The organism is Paraburkholderia sp. SG-MS1 (genome assembly GCF_012275575.1).
GTDB lineage: Bacteria > Pseudomonadota > Gammaproteobacteria > Burkholderiales > Burkholderiaceae > Paraburkholderia.
Window position 1 is genome coordinate 1 of record NZ_NPIH01000275.1, and the last position, 17126, is coordinate 17126.

Genomic DNA, 17126 nt, shown 5'->3' on the forward strand with positions numbered 1-17126 from the left:
CCGACGGCTATCAGCCGCCCGCCACGCCGCCTACCAGCGGCGCCTGCGTGAACTGATGCAGTCGCATTCCTGCGTGCGGCCTATCCTTTGGGGCAGGCCGCGCGTCCCGTTTTATTCGTACCCCGGCAACTCCACTCGAGCAACAAACACCATGACGCGACGTTTCACTTTTGCCCGCTTCACCTGCAGCGCACTCTCCTTGATCGCACTCTCCCTGTTCACCGGCTGCCATGACAAAAGTCAGGACGTCAGCCAGGAAAACTTCACCAGCGCCATCAACGATTTCCTCGGCCAGCGCGGCCACTTGTGCCTCGCCAAATACGACTGGCCGATCTACGCGACGACAGACGACCAGGCCGCCGGTACGCGCGACGCGGTACAGATGCCGGTACTCGAGAAACTGAACCTCGTGGCGGGCAAAGACGTGGTGGTCGAACGCACCGACGGCACCGGCAAGAAGATCACGGCGAACGCGCGCCAATATCAGTTGACGGATGAAGGCAAGAAATACTATCTGCAGATTCCGGAGGTCGTCGCGACCGCCAACTCGCGCGTCACGCATCCGGCCGATTTCTGCGCGGCCACGCTCAAGCTCGACAAGGTGGTGGGTTGGGAACGGCCGACACAGGTGGACGGCAAGACCGCGACGTCGGTGATCTATACGTACAGGATCGAGCCGGCGGCATGGGCTCAAAATGCCGACGTACAGCGCGTATTCCCGATGATCAAGCGTGTGATCGAAGGCGCGGGCACGATGCAGTTACGCGAAGGCGTGCACTTGACGTCGAACGGCTGGGTCGCCGACGAGGTCTTTCAGCGTTGAAACCCGGTCTGCGAGGCGCGCGCCCAGCCGCATCGCAGACCGGCTGTTACGCCTGATCGCGCGGCACGAAGCGGCGTGTGCGAATCCATTTGGTGGCCACCCATTTCTCGCCCCTGCGCAAAGGCGTGCTCGTATGCAGGGAGCTCGGGTCGCAGAGCCCGAAGCGATTGCCGTATTCGAAGTAGAGCGCCTGGCCGCGGCGCGGCACCACCGACCACCCGAGTTGCGGAAACACGGTTTCGCCGCCGGCTTCCACATCGTTCAGATACATCAGCAGCGTGCCCACGCGCTGTCCGCTGCGCGCGATCGACTCCTGATTCGCCGGGTTGGCCGGGATCAGGTAATCGACGTGCGGTGTCGATTCGGCGCCGGCTTCGTAATGCAGCAGTTGCAGACCCTCGCCGTTCTCGACAGGCAGGCCCGTGAGTTCGGCGATCCTCGCTTCCAGGCGCGTGACCAGCGGGGTCTCGCCGAGACGAAAAAACATTCCGTCGCTACTGCGGTGGCCCGCCACCACATCACGACCGGTGACGGGGTCGACCACGGTCGAATGGTTCAGACGCGGTCGCGCGAGCGCGATCAACTGCTCGCATTCGCTCGCGCTCAGAAAATCGTCGAGCAGTACTGCAGCGGGCCGGTGCATGCGCGAAATAACGCGTACCTGGCGCTCGCCGAGCCGCATCGTCGGTCCGTCCGGCACGCGCAGCGCCTCCGGTTCGTAGGTGACCGGCGCACCGCCTATTTCGAGCGTCGCATCCGGCAATGGTGTGCCGTACAGAAAAGACGATGAGACCGCATTGACCATCGCCGTCGCAAGTTCGATCGCATTTTTTCGATCGACCAACTCGCGAACAATCGTTTGTGGAGCAACGCCGCGTGTGAGGTTCTCAGCGATCCAATCGCGCACTTCGGCGGGGAAACGGACGGTTATGGACATCGGAGTATCAAGCTATGGGCTGGAGAGGGTGTATCGCGAGCATGCCGCCGGGAAGGCCGAAATCAACCCGTCATCTTAGCGGCACATGAAGGTAACTGGATGACAGAGGTTGTGGAGGCGCCGGTAGTCTGTTGCTGTTCCTGCTACTAGCGCTCGCCATGTATTACATGGCAGATCCTGTGGGTGCGAAGCGAACGCCTTTGCCGTAGCGCCTACGTCGACGCAGACCCGAAAACCAGCTTCCGCCAGGGGCGGCCATACCCCTTCACCACCATGATTGCGGCGATACACGGGCCGGACGGCGCAGCCAACTGCGGCAGAGCATTGCAATCTCCGCCGCAACCGAATCGCGAGCCTATCCGGCCAGTACCGCGAGACGTGGCTCAACGCGCACTGTCTTCCTCTCGCACCTTCAATCTGTTCGTCACCGATCTGACGCCGAGCACCGACCTTGCCGCGTTGCCCGCCCGCGAGATCTGCCAGCTCTCCGGTACGTCTCCCGTGAGCGTGACGACGCCGAGGCGCGCCCTGATGTGAATGCCGGAGTCGTCCATGTCCGGTACGCGCCTGAGGGCGCGACGAACGTCACGAATCACCGAGGTATCCGGCCTGGTTCCAGGCGGCGACGTCGAGGCCGCCACCCGTTGGAAGGCCGGGTCCGGCGGCGTGCTCATGGTGGTTTGCGCGTTCGCATAGATGGCGCAACACGCGCTGGCTGCAGCCAGCATTGCGCCGATGATTCTGCTCGCCCCGGTTATATTCATGCGTGCTCCTTTGGGTCCGTGAACTGCGCGGTGGAAAAACAGAAGAACTGGACGTAGCCCTGCCGTTCACTGAAGAATACCCGGGAATTGTCGAAATGTTGTGGGCGATGCACGTGGCCGCTGGGGCGAAAGAAATGGTTGCCGAGGAAGGGGCAATGTCACGAACCAGGCGGCTACGGAAGTCCTTCGCCGCGAGAGGGCGGGGGGCGTTCTGTGCTAGCGAGCTTCCGTCGCGGCGGGTGCAATAGTTGCATCTTGACGATGCTCACGGCTTCACGCTGTCTCGCCGCGCTGGCCCCCCGGGGCCGGCGCCTTTCTCATGCCTGCGTTGCCATGAACTGATCAGCCTCGGCTTGGGCGACCAGCGCGTCCTGATCGGAGCGCATGCCCGACACGCCTATCGCGCCGACCACAGCTCCGTCGCGAATCAGCGGAATCCCTCCATCGAGCGGCACGAGGTTATTCATACCGAGCAGGCGCAGGTGGAGTCCTCCTTGCGCAACTGCGTCCTCGAAAAGGCGCGTGGGACGCCGGAACAGCACGGCCGTTTCGGCCTTCTGTCTCGCCACCTGGATACTGCCGAGTTGCGCTCCATCAAGTCGCTGCTGAAGCACCAGGTGCCCACCGCTGTCCACCACGGCGATCACCATGGGCCAACCATGACGTGTTGCTTCCTCTTCGGCCGCGCGCGCGACATGCCGTGCATCGGCGAGGCTGAATTGGTCGCAGTAGCTCATGGGCGTTTCATTCTCGTTTCGTTGGATCATTAGTCATCTCCGTAGGAACCAATCAGGTGTCTGCACGGCTAGAATGTACGACGGCGACCAAACCACGCATAGGCGCGCGAGCCGGCAAAGATTCTTCCAGAAAACGAGAGAATGACACTCATGAACAGGGACGAATATGAAGTACTGTTGGCTATTCTTGACGAAGGAAGTTTGACGGCAGCCGCGCGATCGCTAGGCCGAACGTTGCAGTCGGTGAGCCGCGCCATTGCGGCGCTCGAACGTGATCTGAACGTGACCCTGTTCCACCGGACGACGCGCCGCGTACAGCCTACTGCGGCATGCCTGAAGTTCGCCGCTCGCATACGACCCGCCCTCGGAGAAATCGACGCGGCACGTGACGAACTCGTCGATCACGCAACCCAGCTGCGCGGCAGTATTCGCGTCGGAGCGCCGACGGCATTTGGCGCTGAATTCGTTTCGCCGCTCGTTGCCCAGTTCCTGTCTATTCACGAAAACGTCAGGGTAGAACTTGTGCTCGCCGAGCAGCATCTCGACCTTGCCAAAGCCAACATCGATCTCGCGGTCCGCCTGGGTCACCTTCCGGACTCGACCCTGCGCGCGAAGCAGGCGGGGACGTTGCGACGCGTCGTGTTTGGCACACCGGAATATTTCGCCTCGCATGGCTATCCGGCTCATCCGTCCGAGCTTGCCCTTCACGACTGTATGCTGCGCCAGCATCCGCTGCGCGAGACATGGACGTTCAACTACACGGGTGGCGCAATCGAAGTCGCAGGGCGCTTCCGGTCCACGAGCGCGCTGGCCTGCAGTGCAGCGGCCGCAGCCGGAGCCGGGATAGGTCGAGCACCGATCTTCCAGGTGCAGAAACTTCTCGATGCAGGGCAAGTGGTGACGGTGCTCGACTCGTTCGAACCGGAGCCCGTACCCGTTCATCTGGTATGGGCGGGAGGTCGCGCATTGCCGCGTCGTGTACGCACACTGATCGACTTTCTGGCCGTGCGGCTCGTCCCCGGAAAAGGGGACGGCGTTATCTGACGGCTTGTCGGCGGCTGGTTCTGCGCTTATCCGCGCACTTATGCATTCACAAGGCCAATGCGCACACGCCGGTTGTGGCGACCTTTGTTGTCAATTTTCAGAATACGGATCGCACGAGAGGCCCCGGTTTCCGACAGGTGAGTTCCGCCGCACGCCTGGCGGTCCAGCCCAACGATCTCGACGATACGAATCTGGCCATCGTCGGTCGGCGGTGGCGCCACCGACCTGGATCGAATCAGCCCCTGCTCCTTGCGCGCCGCGGCGATTGGCAGGTAGATGTCCCGCACAGGGAGATTCTGTCGGATGACGTCGTTGACGGGTCCCTCCAGCGCTCGCAGGCGATCGTTGTCGGCCTCCGGCACGTCGAAATCCATCCGCGCCGAGCCGTCGTCATTCATCTGTACGCCTGTGACGAGCGCGCCGTTGAAGGCTTGAAAGATCAACGCATTGAGCACGTGCGTACCCGTGTGGAGTTCCCGCATCATCTGCCGGAATGCCGGATCGACCACGGCCTGGACCGTCCCGGCGAGTTCGGCGGCGGGATCGGCGAGGCGCACCCAGAGCCTGCCGTCGACCATATCGAATCCCGCCACGGCGATTTCGCCGCCGTTGTGCTGGAGCGTGCCGCAGTCGGCCAACTGGCCGCCGCCGCCGGGATAGAAGGGGGACTCGGCGAGAACCACGCGCCCAGGTCTCGCGTCGATCACCTGGGTTTCGAGTGTGAGGGTCTCAGGATTCGCGTGATAGAACGCACATGCTGGCATGCTTGCCTCCAATACGGGTAACACAGATGGTAGAAGTATCGGGAGGCGCGCCGCGCGCGTATTGGCAAAAATTGCGGCGGAAACGGGGCTAGTGCGGTGTCCTGTCGGCCGCGGCCCGGGCAAATTGCAACGGCGTCATTCCATAACAGCGCTTGAAGTGCCTCGTGAGCGCGCTCTGGTCGTAGAATCCCGTCGCGGCCGCCACATTGGCTATGGACATCCCGCGACGCAGATGGTGGCATGCCCGGCTCAGACGCACCTGGGTCAGGTATTTGTGCGGAGGCAGGCCAACACAGCGGTTGAACAATCCGATGAGCTGGAAGGGCGTGAGGCCGACGGCGCCGCTCAGATCCTCCAGCAGCAGGTTCTCGGTGTGCCGGTCATGGATCAGCTCGGTCACGACCCGTACCAGCGCCCGGTCGTGCGGCGCCGGCTCGATACGTCCACCGCCGCTGCCGTGCCGCTGATACAAATGTCCAAACGTCGAGAACAGTAATTCCCGCTCGCGGAAAAGATCGCGACCGTCTTCGAGCGTCCGATGCAGCGCAAGAAAGCCCTCGATGAGATCGGCCTCGCCGAACAGATTGCTCGTGAAATACGGCACGTCCTCGATCCCCAGGCCGTGCGCGACCGCCTTGAGCGCCGACTCCGTGAGATAGAAGGACCGATAACGCCAGCGCTCGTTGCAACCCATCCAGCCGGCATGCGCCTCGACCGGATTGAAAACGAACAAGGTGGACGAGCGCGCCTCTTCGACGACGCCACGGCTTTTGATCACGGCACCGCCTGTTTCGGTGACCGCTATCACCAGACCCTCGTGTGTATGCGGGGCATACTGCTGGGTGGTGAAATCCGCACACATCAGGCTTAGGCCGGGTGTGTGGCGATCCCACCAATACCGCGACTGATTCTTTGGTTCGCTACGTGCCATGATCAACTCTCATATGACGCAGGGGCTGCATGACCTCCGCTCTGGTCGCCGGGTTTCTCCTTCGGAAGCTGTTTCGTCGGGGGCGGCAACCTGGCTTTACAGCGGAATTATAAGCAGTTGTATCTTCTGCGCCGGAACCGGAAATCTTCAGCGCCGGGGGTGCAATGACAGATCGTCGATCCAGACGGTCTGTCCGGCAATCAATACCGCTCAGGTTGACCGATAGAAACCCTGCGACGTGAGCCACGGGATATCGGTCTTGTCTCATGGACCGTTTGTGCACCGAAATGCGCGCATGAAGGAAGGCATGTCCAACAAGGAGACCCATCGTTGCCTGAAGCGCTATATCGTCAGGGAATTGTATCCGCTCATCCTGGCTGATCTGGCCGATTCGACGCGTGCCGCTTGACATAGGAGCGTCAGCACGTGAGAACATTGCCTGAAATCAGCGCCTCCCCATATCAAGGCGTAGCATAGCGAACTCTTTCACGTAACTTGCCAGCCTGATGCGTTCCCAACGGCCATTGCCGCCCCTGCTGTCACTGCGTGCCTTTGAGGCAGCTGCGAGGCATTTGAGTTTCAATCACGCTGCTCACGAGCTCTTCGTGACACAAAGTATTCGGCGATGCGGGACGCCACGCGCGCAGTGCCGTTGGCGTCACTTCGCTGCCGTGCGCGGTGGCCGTTGAAGTGCAAGCCGTCGTTTCTCTCACGCAAGCCTGAACCCGATTCGCATCATTGGAGCAAACATGTCTTCGCCCCTCTCGCCCGCCGCCGTTGAAGCGTTGCGTGCCCGCACGCCGGGAACACAAAGCACGACACATTTCAATCACGCCGGCGCATCGTTGCCGTCGTCGGCCACGCTCGAAGCGATCCATGCGCATCTGTGGCGCGAGGCCACGATTGGGCCGATGGAAGCTGGCGTAGCCGGACGCCAGCAGACCGAACGCGCGCGAGCACTTGCCGCACAGCTGCTCAATGCACGACCGGCCGAGATTGCCTTGACCAACGGCAATTCACACGGCTGGGGTGCCGCATTCGCCGCATTAGGCCCGTGGCGATCGGGCGAGCGCATCCTGGTCGGGCGTCACGAATGGGGCGGCAATCTGGCTGTCATGCGGCTGGCGGCGCAACGCGCCGGTGCGACGATCGAAGCCATTCCGTCCGATGCTGACGGCACGGTGAATCCCGACGCGCTGGAGGCGATGCTCGACGATCGCGTGCGTCTGATTGCGCTAACCTGGATGCCGGCGAACGGCGGCCTTATCAATCCGGCCGCGGCGATCGGGCGGGTAGCGCGCCGTCACGGTATCCCATACTTCATCGACGCCGCGCAGGCCGTGGGGCAATTTCCTGTCGACGTAGTCGAGGTGGGTTGCGATGTGCTGAGCGGTGCGGGCCGTAAGGCACTGCGTGGTCCAAGAGGCACGGGCCTCTTGTATATCAGGCAGGATTTTCTATCCCGGCTGACGCCGGCATTCGTCGACACGCACTGCGCAGCGCTGGATGCGAACGGCGAACCCGTCTTGCGCAACGACGCTGCGCGGTTCGAATTGTCGGAAGCGTCGCTGGCGCTGCACTGTGGGCTCGCCAATGCGTTGCAGGAAGCTATTGAGATCGGAATCGGCAATATCCGCTCACGAATCGACGGCATCGCGCAGACGTTACGTAGGCAACTGGCTGCTATTGCGGGAGTGACGGTGCTGGATCAAGGCGTCGAACGATCCGGCCTTGTGTCGTTCAACGTGGCGGGGCGGGACGCCGTATCGGTGCAGCGTAGTCTCGCGGCTCGCGGTGTCGTGATCGGAAGCAATGGCGTCCCCTACACGCCGCTGGATATGGAATCGAGAGGACTTAAACAGATCGCGCGTGCCTCGGTCAGCTATCTGACCACCGAGTCGGAGACCGGCAAACTGCTGGATGAAATACGGGCGCTGACGCGTCAGCAATCGAGTGGAGATTGAGCGGCGCCTGAGCGCGGACCATACTGCTTCGTCGCCGCCGTCAGCTCTATGGTGGGTGCCGTGGAGGCACTCACTCCTCGCATTTCACGTCCTTCTTCGACACGACGATAATCACCGGGTATGTCCCCTGATCGAGTTCCACGCGCGCGACCACGGCCATCGTCGTGCTGTCGATATCGTCGTACACGCTGACTCTTTCACGCCGCAGGCTCGTCATGCCGACACAGCCAGACGCGCGCCCCTCATCGGAGATCTGGCATTGCATTGGGTGGTCGGCCAGGTAGCGATATCTGTCTCTGTCGGGTGTCGCGAGATATTCGCGAACGCTCTGCGCGGTTCCGCCGATACCCGTGACATATCCAATGGCGCACTGCTGTTTCGGCGTATCGGTGTTTGTGGACGTTTGGGCGTTCGCGGCCGCGCTTGCGGCTGCGATGACCACCGCGAGTGTCGAGGCAAGCAGATATTTCATGGCGCAAATCACATTTGTCGAGTCGAAGTGCTGGATTGTAAAGGCATCTACTGGGATCGGTGAGCCTCGCGCTCAGATCGCCAGCAATTTGTGCGAATCGCCCGGCTTGCGCTCGATAACCCGCACTACCGGCCCCGATCCGTGCGGGGTGAAAAGGATATCTTCTGCTCTTCATAAAGACGATAAATGAGTTCAAGCATTTCCCGAATGTCTCGCGACTCGTCGAGCGCGCGCATACTCATGATGATCGGAGAAACCAGAGTCGGGTCATCCAGTTCCCTGTAGCTCACGTCATCCCGCTTCAGGCCGTAGACGCTGCTCGGAACAATGGAAATGCCTTCGCCCGCCGCGACGAGGCCCAGTGCGATCTGCAATTCCCGTACTTCATAGATCCGGCGAGGTTTGAGCGCCCGGTCCTGAAATGCCGCCAGTACCTGATCGGCATAGCTCGGGCGCGGCGACTTCGGAAAAATAATGAGAGTCTCGTTGACCAGGTCACGAAGCGCGACGACCGGTTTGGCAATCGAAAGTGGATGGCTGTCCGGGAAGGCGACAATCATCTTCTCTTCGCGAAGAATCACCCGGCGGATGTTCGTGTCCTCGAGTCGAATGCGGCCAAAGCCGACATCGATCCGGCCGTCCTTCAGCGCTCTGATCTGATCCATGGTCGACATCTCGTGCAGGCTGAGTTCGACGGTAGTGTTCTCGTCACGGAAGCGCCGGATAATTTTCGGCAGCATCCCGTACAACGTTGAACCCACAAATCCAATCGAGAGACTTCGTTCGATGTTGCCCACGCGCCTCGTCATCGATTCGAGCTCCGCAGTCTGGGACAGCAGTTGCGAAGCATGAGAATAAAAGAACTTGCCTGTCTCCGTCAGTTTCAGCGGGCGCGAGTTGCGTTCGAGGAGCTGCACGCCCAGCGACTCTTCGAGCTGCTGTATCTGACGGCTCAGAGGCGGCTGGGCGATGTTCAGTCGCTGGGCCGCGCGTGTGAAGTTGCGTTCTTCGGCCACCGCGACGAAATAGCGAAGATGCCGCAATTCCATTTCGATACCTCCTGAATATGGACTGATACTAAATGAGTGTTGGACGAGGCCTTCCGACGCCCATTATCCTGCATTCACACTCTGTTTCAGCAATCGATTATACCTTTCACACATAAACCGGTCGGTGCCGACTCGAGGGTTAACCCCACTCAAAAATACAGAGATTCAGGAGCAGACATGAGCGTTAAAGTGTTCGATACGAAGGAGGTGCAGGACCTGCTGAGGGCCGCTGCCAACCTCGGAAGCCAGGACGGCGACGCGCGCGCCAAACAGATCGTCCAACGCCTTCTGGGCGACCTCTTCAAGGCCATCGACGATCTCGACATGACGCCTGATGAAATCTGGGCGGGCGTCCACTACTTCAACAAGCTCGGTCAGGATGGCGAAGCAGCGCTGCTTGCCGCCGGCCTCGGTCTGGAGAAATATCTCGACATTCGCATGGATGCAGCGGATAAGGCGGCCGAAATCGCGGGCGGCACGCCGCGCACCATCGAAGGTCCTCTGTATGTCGCCGGTGCGCCGGTGCGCGATGGCGTATCGAAGATCGACATCAATCCCGATGACGATGCGGGCCCGCTCGTTATCCGTGGCACGGTCACCGGTTCAGACGGCAAGCCCGTTGCCGGTGCGATGGTCGAGTGCTGGCACGCCAACTCGAAGGGCTTCTATTCGCATTTCGACCCGACCGGTGCGCAGTCCGAATTCAACCTGCGCGGCGCGGTCAGCACGGGTGCCGACGGCCAGTACGAATTCCGCACGCTCATGCCGGTGGGCTACGGTTGTCCGCCTCAGGGCGCGACCCAACAGCTGCTGGACGTGCTCGCCCGGCATGGTAACCGTCCGGCGCATGTGCACTTCTTCGTCACCACCGACAACTACCGCAAGCTGACGACGCAAATCAATATCGAGGGCGACCCGCTGATTTGGGACGACTTCGCCTACGCGACTCGCGAGGATCTGATTCCGCACGTTGTCGACAAGACCGGCGGCGCGGCGTTGGGCATGAAGGCCAACGCGTACAAGGAAATCGAGTTCAACATCCAGTTGACGCCGCTGGTCAAGGGCAAGGACAACCAGGTCGTCCATCGCCTGCGTGCGTCAGCTACGGCGTAACCGCTCGACGCGGCGGCTGAGTCACCCCACTGCTGCCGCTCAATTCTCCGCAAGAATCCTTTCGACACCGAAGCACGTGCTCCATTGCTGGAGCACGTGTAGGGAGAGCTCACATGTCAGTCATTATCGACAAAGCCACGCAGCTGGATGAACTGCTTCACACTGCCGTCCAGGACGACAGGCAGAACGGTGTATTCCGTTGCCGCCGCGATATCTTCACGAACGCCGATCTGTTCGATCTCGAGATGAAGCACATCTTCGAGAGCAATTGGGTCTATCTCGCGCATGAGAGTCAGATTCCCAATAACAACGATTACTACACCACGTGGATTGGCCGCCAGCCCATCGTGATAACTCGCGACAAAACTGGCGAACTGCACGCTGTCATCAACGCCTGCGCGCACAAGGGTGCGATGCTGTGCCGGAAAAAGCACGGCAACAAAGGAACCTTCACCTGCCCGTTCCACGGCTGGAGCTTCGCCAACACCGGCAAGCTGCTGAAAGTGAAGGACGTGAAGACTACCGAATACCCCGTGCAATTCAATACCAACGGCTCGCACGATCTGAAGAAAGTCGCTCGCTTCCAGAGCTATCGAGGTTTCCTGTTCGGCAGTCTCAACGCGGACGTGATGCCGCTGGAGGACTATCTTGGCGAAACCAGAATCATCATCGACCAGATCGTCGATCAGGCTCCCGACGGGCTGGAAGTATTGCGCGGCAATTCCTCGTATATCTACGACGGCAACTGGAAGATGCAGATGGAGAACGGTTGCGACGGCTACCACGTCAGCACCGTGCACTGGAACTATGCCGCGACGATGGACCGTCGCAAGGTCGATGGCACCAAGGCGGTGGATGCGAATGGCTGGAGCAAATCGGTAGCCGGCGTGTACGGATTCGAGCACGGCCACATCCTGCTCTGGACCAAAACGATGAACCCGGAAGTGCGACCGGTCTATCAATACCGTGACGAAATCAAGGCACGCGTCGGCGAAGCGAAGGCGGACTTTATCGTCAATCAGACGCGAAACCTGTGCCTTTATCCCAACGTGTTTCTAATGGATCAGTTCAGTACCCAGATTCGCGTCGTGCGCCCGATCAGTGTGGATAAGACCGAAGTCAGCATTTTCTGCTTTGCCCCGAAGGGCGAGAGCGCAAGCGACCGCGCGACCCGCATCCGTCAATACGAAGATTTCTTCAATGTCTCGGGAATGGGCACCGCCGACGATCTCGAAGAGTTCCGCGCTTGCCAGGCAGGTTATGCCGGCACCACCGCGTTGTGGAACGACCTTTCGCGCGGGGCGCCGTTGTGGGTCGAAGGCCCTGACGCGAATGCGAAAAGTATGGGGCTCAAGCCGCGTATCTCCGGCGAGCGCAGCGAAGACGAAGGTCTGTTTGTGTGCCAGCACGAATACTGGGTGCACGTGATGCGCGACGCGTTGAAAAAGGAACAAGGGGAGGCGCTGGCATGAGCTTCGATTACCAGAGAATCTGCGCGGTGCTGTTCCGCGAAGCCCGCCTGCTCGATGACCGTCAGTGGGACGAATGGCTTGCCTGCTATGCCGAAGACGTCACCTACTGGATGCCCGCGTGGGATGACGACGACCAGCTCACCGACGACCACGAGAGTCAGATTTCGCTGATGTATTACGCGGACCGTGGCGGCCTGGAAGACCGTGTGTTCCGTATCAAGACCGAACGCAGCGGCGCTTCGATGCCCGAGCCACGCACTAGCCACAACATTACCAATGTGGAAGTGCTGGCCGAGCGCGAGAACGAGGTGGACCTGCGCTACAACTTCAACACACTGAGCCATCGCTACAAAACGACCGACCAGTTCTTCGGCACGATGTTCGTGACGTTGCGAAAGGCCGACGATGAACTGCTGATTTCCTATAAGCGAATCGTGCTCAAGGACGACTACATCCGCCAGGTGCTCGACGTTTATCACGTTTGAAACGTGGCACCGGTGGAAACTGGAAGTAGAGGAGGCAAGATGTCCAGCTACAACATTGCACTGAATTTCGAAGATGGCGTGACCCGTTTCGTGACCTGCAAGGCCGGCGAGAAGGTGCTCGATGCCGCCTTTCGCGCGAAGATCAACCTGCCGATGGATTGCTCCGACGGCGTGTGCGGCACCTGCAAGTGTCGCGCCGAAAGCGGAAGCTACGACCTCGGCGACGATTACATCGACGACGCGCTGAGCGAGGACGAGAAGGAGAGCGGCCTTGTACTCACCTGCCAGATGGTGCCGGAAAGCGATTGCGTGATCGCGGTGCCGGCCTCATCCACTGCATGCAAGACCGAGCAGAGCAAGTTCGCCGCGACCGTATCGAAGGTCGACCCGCACAATGACGCGGCCGTCGTGCTCGAACTCGACGTGGACGCGGCGGCACCGGTATTTTTGCCGGGTCAATACGTGAACATCGATGTGCCAGGCAGCGGGCAGCATCGCTCGTATTCGTTTTCATCGGCGCCCGGTGAAGCGAAAATCAGTTTTCTGATCAAGAGGATCACCGGTGGCGTGATGAGCACCTGGCTCGATTCCGCCCAGCCAGGCCACAAGTTGCAGTTGACCGGTCCCCTCGGTAGCTTCTATCTGCGTGCAGTGGAGCGGCCCTTGCTGTTTCTCGCTGGCGGTACGGGCCTGGCGCCATTCCTGTCGATGCTGGAAGTGCTGGCGCGCGCGCATTCCCAGCAGACGGTCCACCTGATTTACGGCGTGACGCGAGAGCTTGACCTGGTACAGGTCGATGCCGTCGAAGCGTATATGGCGAAGTTGCCGAACTTCACCTACGCCACCGTCGTGGCCGAAGCGGATTCACGCCACCCGCGCAAGGGTTGGGTAACGCAGCACATGCCGCCTGAAGCCTTGAATGAGGGTGACGTCGACGTGTACCTGTGCGGGCCGCCACCCATGGTCGATGCCGTGCGTAAGCATTTCGACGACAACGGCGTGAAGCCCAACAGCTTCCACTACGAGAAGTTCACTCCCAACGCAGCACCGAGGCCCGCATGAACACGCAACGATTCGCTGACAAGGTCATGGTCGTCACCGGCGCGGCGCAGGGCATCGGCCGCGCAGTGGCGCTGCGTGCGGCCGCCGAGGGCGCGAGGGTGCTGTTCGTCGACCGTGCCGACTTCGTCTCCGACGTTGCGGCCGAAGCAGGCGGCGCGGACACGGCCGGCTTCGTCGCCGACCTCGAGACCTACGAAGGCGCGGCGGCGGCGATGGCGTTTGCCGTGAGCCGGTTTGGCGGCATCGACATTCTGGTCAACGGCGTGGGTGGTGCCATTCGCATGCGCCCCTTCGCCGAGTTCGAACCTGCGCAAATCGACGCGGAAATCCGGCGCTCTCTGATGCCGACGCTGTACGCATGCCATGCCGTGCTGCCGCATCTGCTCGAGCGTGGCGGGGGAACCATCGTCAATGTTTCCTCGAATGCGACGCGCGGCATTCGCCGCGTACCGTATTCGGCGGCCAAGGGCGGNCGATGACGCAGTCACTGGCGATGGAGTACGCCGAGCACAACATCCGTGTGGTCGCCACCGCACCAGGCGGCACGGACGCGCCGCCGCGACGCGTCCCGCGCAATACCGCCGGCGACAGCGAGCAGGAAAAGGCGTGGATGGGCGACGCCGTGAAGCAGGTCACCGAATCGACGTTTCTCAAGCGCTACGGCAGCATTGACGAACAGGTTGCGCCGATTCTGTTCCTCGCTTCGGATGAGGCCAGCTATATCACGGGTTCTGTGTTGCCGGTGGCCGGTGGGGATACTGGCTGAACGCGGCGTAAAGCCTCGGGAGGCGAGGCGCACGCCTTACCCACGCTTGAAAATAACGCTCGCCGTAGCGGGCTCGATCGGCGATGAAGTGTGCTGGTGGACAATCTTCCACGCTTCGCCTGTCTGCCTGAGCGTCATGGTCAGCCGGTTGTCCATCGAGCGCAGTTCCACGCCGTCGGTCGTCACAGCTTTGTATTTCACGAAGGCGTGAACAAAGGCGAGCTCCTGGCCGACAGTCGCCTGCACGTCGCTGAAATCGACGATAACGCGTTCCGTACCCAACGAGCCGAACCAGCCCGTCGTCATTGCCCGCAAGGACGGGATGCCCTCGTATGACCACGCTGCCCACATGTCGAACAGCACCAGGTCCCGGTCGTACAGCGCGGCGAACCGGTCGACATCTTTTGCGAGTACCGCAGCCCGGTAGTCAGACAGGACCTGCAGGATCGGATCGGTGAGTTTGTCCATGGTGTTGCCTCCGGAACCGGATAGTCATGGCGCTCGGCGCTCTGGGAAAACGGCAAGGCCGGGCTCATGACGGGTTGTCTTGCCTGGCAACGACGTTTGACATGCCGCAGAATCGACATCGATCCAAAGAAATCGGCGGCCTCGACGCTGCCTTGCCGGCACGTCGCCAGCCGATTACCGGTAGTTCACGAAGTCGATGATGTCATTGAGGAACCACGGCAGGATCAATTGCGTATCGGAATAGCTGGTACCGACGCTGAGCCTCGGCGGCCTTGACGTCGAGTCGTAACGCGTCGCCCCGTTGGGGCCGTGCAGAATGTAGCTATCCGTGTGAGCCGGATTTGCGCGAGCGGTCTGATCATTCGTGGGCGACGATGTCGACGTGCAGCCAGCAGCGAGAACGGCGAGCACCGCGGCGAAGCAAAGGGGTTTCATGCTGGTGGGAACTCCCGCAACGTTTTACCTTGAAAATATGGCCGACTGCCTGGGCGCGGCGCCGCTCTTCAAACCGATGCCGGTTCAGCCGCTAACTCACTCCTCACCCACCCGCGACGCGCAACCGGCTTGCGAATCCGAGCCTACACGTTACCTTAATTCACCGCCGCCCACGGCGGCGAGACTTCGCTCGCTGGAATTGCTGCACCGCAGTTGATCCGATCCCCCGCGCATGCGATGCTTCCGATGCCTTGATCCGGCTTTGGCGTGCCGGTGATGCATGCCGCATACAGACGGCATCGTGCGACGAGACCAGTGCAATGCCCATCTACCCAGGAGGCGACATGAGCATCCAGTCACAGTCTCGTACCGGCGCGGCGTCAGCGAATGACGCGCAATTCCTCGACCTATCGTCGCAAACATCCGCATGGCGGCTGGCTGCTCACCTTTCGCGCGGTCGACACCGCATCATGCAGCAGCGATCGCTGACCGCGATCAGCGCGGCATGCATCGCGAGCCTCGCGCTCGCATCCGCGGCTTGCCTCGCCGATACCCAGGTCGGCGCAGCATTGCCGCCCGCACCGGACATCCTGTACGGCGATCTGTTCGTCGCCGTGCAAACCGCGCAGATCTTCAGCGACCAGAAGACCTTCGTGGACTCAACGCCGAAAGAAAATCCCACGACAATCGTGCAGCTATACGAGGCACAGAAGGGCCAGCCGGGCTTTTCGCTGCTGGCCTTCGTGAATCAGTATTTCACGCCGCCGGCTGATCAGAGCATCACGCCGCCGCCCAACCAGAGTCTGCGCGAGCACATCGACTGGCTATGGACCGGTCTCACGCGCACGACAACGAGCGCGCCCGACTACAGTTCGCTGATCCCGCTGCCCAAGCCCTACGTCGTGCCGGGCGGCCGCTTTCGCGAGGGCTATTACTGGGACACCTATTTCACGATGCTCGGCCTGCAGGAGTCGGGACACGAAGATCTGGTCGACAACATGCTCGATAACTTCGCGTACATGATCGACACGTTCGGCCATATTCCGAATGGCAATCGCACGTACTACCTGAGCCGCTCGCAACCGCCGTTCTATTCCTACATGGTGGAGCTTGCCGCGCAGAAAGAAGGCAACAAGGTCTATCAGAAGTACCTGCCCGCGCTGCGCAAGGAGTACGCGTACTGGATGCAGGGGGCATCCGGCACCGCGCGCGGCAGTGCGACGCGCAACGTCGTCGTGCTGCGCGATGGCACAGTGCTCAATCGCTACTGGGACGAACTCGACACGCCGCGCAACGAGTCCTATATCGAAGACGTGCAGACCGCGCAGCAGGCCAGTGGGCGTCCGGCAAACGAGGTCTATCGTGATCTGCGCGCGACCGCCGAAAGCGGCTGGGATTTCAGCTCGCGCTGGTTCGGCGACAACCAGAACCTGTCGACCGTGCGCACCACGTCGATCATTCCGGTCGATCTGAACAGCCTGCTGTTCCACCTCGAGACGACGATCGTGCGCGGCTGCACCCTCAACCGCGATTTCGCCTGCGTCGCGCGGTTCGTCGGCTATGCGGCGCGGCGCGCGGAAGGCATCAACCGCTATCTGTGGAACGACAAAGGCTACTACGGCGACTATGACTGGCAACTCGGCAAGATTCGCGACAATCAGACGCCCGCCATGCTTTATCCGTTGATGGCGGCCGTCGCGTGGCCTGATCGTGCGTGGAAAACCGCGCAGACCGTGCAAAGTGTCTTGCTCAAAGATGGCGGTCTGACGACGTCGACCTATAACACCACGCAGCAGTGGGATGCGCCGAATGGCTGGGCGCCGTTGCATTGGATCGCGAT

Annotated in this window: 17 protein-coding genes and 4 pseudogenes; 12 read left to right on the plus strand and 9 right to left on the minus strand. The window is 61.2% G+C overall.

Features of this window, described 5'->3' with window-relative positions:
• The first annotated feature begins 151 nt into the window (after window positions 1-151).
• Window positions 152-823 (plus strand): hypothetical protein, encoded by a 672-nt coding sequence (locus tag CIC12_RS28580; protein WP_168669246.1) that lies wholly within the window; start codon window positions 152-154, stop codon window positions 821-823.
• Between the two features lie 46 nt (window positions 824-869).
• Here the strand turns inward: CIC12_RS28580 and CIC12_RS28585 are convergent, their stop codons facing one another.
• From CIC12_RS28585 to CIC12_RS28595, 3 genes are all read right to left on the minus strand, one after another.
• Window positions 870-1760 carry a 2OG-Fe(II) oxygenase gene (locus tag CIC12_RS28585; protein WP_168669248.1) on the minus strand — a complete coding sequence of 297 codons (891 nt, stop codon included), beginning with the start codon at window positions 1758-1760 and terminating at the stop codon, window positions 870-872.
• A gap of 383 nt (window positions 1761-2143) precedes the next feature.
• Window positions 2144-2524: a BON domain-containing protein gene (locus CIC12_RS28590; RefSeq protein ID WP_168669250.1), complete on the minus strand. Its 381-nt coding sequence runs from the start codon at window positions 2522-2524 to the stop codon at window positions 2144-2146.
• 317 nt (window positions 2525-2841) lie between these two features.
• Window positions 2842-3261, minus strand: coding sequence for a GlcG/HbpS family heme-binding protein (locus tag CIC12_RS28595; protein WP_202984887.1), 420 nt, complete (start codon window positions 3259-3261; stop codon window positions 2842-2844).
• A 150-nt stretch (window positions 3262-3411) separates the two neighbouring features.
• Here CIC12_RS28595 and CIC12_RS28600 point away from each other — a divergent pair, with 150 nt between their 5' ends.
• Entirely contained in the window at window positions 3412-4305 is an 894-nt protein-coding gene (locus tag CIC12_RS28600; RefSeq protein WP_202984888.1) for a LysR family transcriptional regulator, read from the plus strand.
• Between the two features lie 38 nt (window positions 4306-4343).
• Here CIC12_RS28600 and CIC12_RS28605 read toward each other — a convergent pair whose 3' ends face one another.
• Both CIC12_RS28605 and CIC12_RS28610 read right to left on the minus strand, forming a co-directional pair.
• On the minus strand, window positions 4344-5069 hold the full coding sequence (locus tag CIC12_RS28605; RefSeq protein ID WP_168669256.1) for an alanyl-tRNA editing protein: 726 nt from the start codon (window positions 5067-5069) through the stop codon (window positions 4344-4346).
• Window positions 5070-5157: 88 nt separating this feature from the next.
• Complete coding sequence (locus CIC12_RS28610; RefSeq protein ID WP_238812934.1) at window positions 5158-6000, minus strand: helix-turn-helix domain-containing protein; 843 nt, start codon at window positions 5998-6000, stop codon at window positions 5158-5160.
• A 292-nt stretch (window positions 6001-6292) separates the two neighbouring features.
• Between CIC12_RS28610 and CIC12_RS33925 the strand changes: the two are divergent.
• The 4 genes and pseudogenes from CIC12_RS33925 to CIC12_RS28625 form a co-directional block, all read left to right on the plus strand.
• Window positions 6293-6409: pseudogene (locus CIC12_RS33925) on the plus strand (IS110 family transposase); the annotation flags it as partial.
• Window positions 6410-6506: 97 nt separating this feature from the next.
• Window positions 6507-6617: pseudogene (locus CIC12_RS33930) on the plus strand (LysR family transcriptional regulator); the annotation flags it as partial.
• A pseudogene (locus CIC12_RS33425) lies at window positions 6616-6723 on the plus strand (RidA family protein); the annotation flags it as partial. The pseudogenes CIC12_RS33930 and CIC12_RS33425, both read left to right, overlap by 2 nt.
• Before the next feature lie 26 nt (window positions 6724-6749).
• On the plus strand, window positions 6750-7964 hold the full coding sequence (locus CIC12_RS28625) for an aminotransferase class V-fold PLP-dependent enzyme (protein WP_168669258.1): 1215 nt from the start codon (window positions 6750-6752) through the stop codon (window positions 7962-7964).
• 70 nt (window positions 7965-8034) lie between these two features.
• Here the strand turns inward: CIC12_RS28625 and CIC12_RS28630 are convergent, their stop codons facing one another.
• Complete coding sequence (locus CIC12_RS28630) at window positions 8035-8436, minus strand: hypothetical protein (RefSeq protein WP_168669260.1); 402 nt, start codon at window positions 8434-8436, stop codon at window positions 8035-8037.
• Window positions 8437-8561: 125 nt separating this feature from the next.
• Window positions 8562-9485: a LysR family transcriptional regulator gene (locus CIC12_RS28635; RefSeq protein ID WP_168669262.1), complete on the minus strand. Its 924-nt coding sequence runs from the start codon at window positions 9483-9485 to the stop codon at window positions 8562-8564.
• 177 nt (window positions 9486-9662) lie between these two features.
• On the opposite strand from CIC12_RS28635, the gene catA reads away from it, so the two are divergent.
• The 5 genes and pseudogenes from catA (at window position 9663) to benD (ending at window position 14383) form a co-directional block, all read left to right on the plus strand.
• Window positions 9663-10598, plus strand: a complete 936-nt coding sequence (catA, locus tag CIC12_RS28640; RefSeq protein ID WP_168669264.1) for a catechol 1,2-dioxygenase — start codon at window positions 9663-9665, stop codon at window positions 10596-10598.
• 113 nt (window positions 10599-10711) lie between these two features.
• Window positions 10712-12070, plus strand: coding sequence for a Rieske 2Fe-2S domain-containing protein (locus CIC12_RS28645; protein ID WP_168669266.1), 1359 nt, complete (start codon window positions 10712-10714; stop codon window positions 12068-12070).
• Entirely contained in the window at window positions 12067-12555 is a 489-nt protein-coding gene (gene benB / locus CIC12_RS28650) for a benzoate 1,2-dioxygenase small subunit (RefSeq protein WP_121320711.1), read from the plus strand. Before CIC12_RS28645 ends, benB begins: the two co-directional genes overlap by 4 nt.
• Before the next feature lie 39 nt (window positions 12556-12594).
• Entirely contained in the window at window positions 12595-13617 is a 1023-nt protein-coding gene (gene benC / locus CIC12_RS28655) for a benzoate 1,2-dioxygenase electron transfer component BenC (protein ID WP_168669268.1), read from the plus strand.
• A pseudogene (benD, locus tag CIC12_RS28660) lies at window positions 13614-14383 on the plus strand (benzoate diol dehydrogenase BenD). The gene benC and the pseudogene benD overlap by 4 nt, the downstream one beginning before the upstream one ends.
• Window positions 14384-14419: 36 nt before the next feature.
• On the opposite strand, the gene CIC12_RS28665 reads toward benD, so the two are convergent.
• Window positions 14420-14851, minus strand: a complete 432-nt coding sequence (locus CIC12_RS28665; protein ID WP_168669270.1) for a YybH family protein — start codon at window positions 14849-14851, stop codon at window positions 14420-14422.
• A 174-nt stretch (window positions 14852-15025) separates the two neighbouring features.
• Window positions 15026-15286 (minus strand): hypothetical protein, encoded by a 261-nt coding sequence (locus CIC12_RS28670; RefSeq protein ID WP_168669272.1) that lies wholly within the window; start codon window positions 15284-15286, stop codon window positions 15026-15028.
• A 470-nt stretch (window positions 15287-15756) separates the two neighbouring features.
• Between CIC12_RS28670 and treA the strand changes: the two genes are divergently transcribed.
• Window positions 15757-17126, plus strand: a 1370-nt coding sequence (treA, locus tag CIC12_RS28675; RefSeq protein ID WP_446728046.1) for an alpha,alpha-trehalase TreA, incomplete at its 3' end; no start/stop codon positions are given.

Bases quoted from the DNA above. Each gene is read 5' to 3' on its own strand.
- CIC12_RS28600 (WP_202984888.1), top strand. From the start codon at position 3,412: ATGAACAGGGACGAATATGAAGTACTGTTGGCTATTCTTGACGAAGGA.
- CIC12_RS28635 (WP_168669262.1), bottom strand. From the start codon at position 9,485: ATGGAATTGCGGCATCTTCGCTATTTCGTCGCGGTGGCCGAAGAACGC.
- CIC12_RS28580 (WP_168669246.1), top strand. From the start codon at position 152: ATGACGCGACGTTTCACTTTTGCCCGCTTCACCTGCAGCGCACTCTCC.
- catA (WP_168669264.1), top strand. From the start codon at position 9,663: ATGAGCGTTAAAGTGTTCGATACGAAGGAGGTGCAGGACCTGCTGAGG.
- CIC12_RS28625 (WP_168669258.1), top strand. From the start codon at position 6,750: ATGTCTTCGCCCCTCTCGCCCGCCGCCGTTGAAGCGTTGCGTGCCCGC.
- CIC12_RS28630 (WP_168669260.1), bottom strand. From the start codon at position 8,436: ATGAAATATCTGCTTGCCTCGACACTCGCGGTGGTCATCGCAGCCGCA.
- CIC12_RS28590 (WP_168669250.1), bottom strand. From the start codon at position 2,524: ATGAATATAACCGGGGCGAGCAGAATCATCGGCGCAATGCTGGCTGCA.
- CIC12_RS28585 (WP_168669248.1), bottom strand. From the start codon at position 1,760: ATGTCCATAACCGTCCGTTTCCCCGCCGAAGTGCGCGATTGGATCGCT.
- benB (WP_121320711.1), top strand. From the start codon at position 12,067: ATGAGCTTCGATTACCAGAGAATCTGCGCGGTGCTGTTCCGCGAAGCC.
- CIC12_RS28645 (WP_168669266.1), top strand. From the start codon at position 10,712: ATGTCAGTCATTATCGACAAAGCCACGCAGCTGGATGAACTGCTTCAC.
- CIC12_RS28610 (WP_238812934.1), bottom strand. From the start codon at position 6,000: ATGGCACGTAGCGAACCAAAGAATCAGTCGCGGTATTGGTGGGATCGC.
- CIC12_RS28605 (WP_168669256.1), bottom strand. From the start codon at position 5,069: ATGCCAGCATGTGCGTTCTATCACGCGAATCCTGAGACCCTCACACTC.
- benC (WP_168669268.1), top strand. From the start codon at position 12,595: ATGTCCAGCTACAACATTGCACTGAATTTCGAAGATGGCGTGACCCGT.
- CIC12_RS28595 (WP_202984887.1), bottom strand. From the start codon at position 3,261: ATGAGCTACTGCGACCAATTCAGCCTCGCCGATGCACGGCATGTCGCG.
- CIC12_RS28665 (WP_168669270.1), bottom strand. From the start codon at position 14,851: ATGGACAAACTCACCGATCCGATCCTGCAGGTCCTGTCTGACTACCGG.
- CIC12_RS28670 (WP_168669272.1), bottom strand. From the start codon at position 15,286: ATGAAACCCCTTTGCTTCGCCGCGGTGCTCGCCGTTCTCGCTGCTGGC.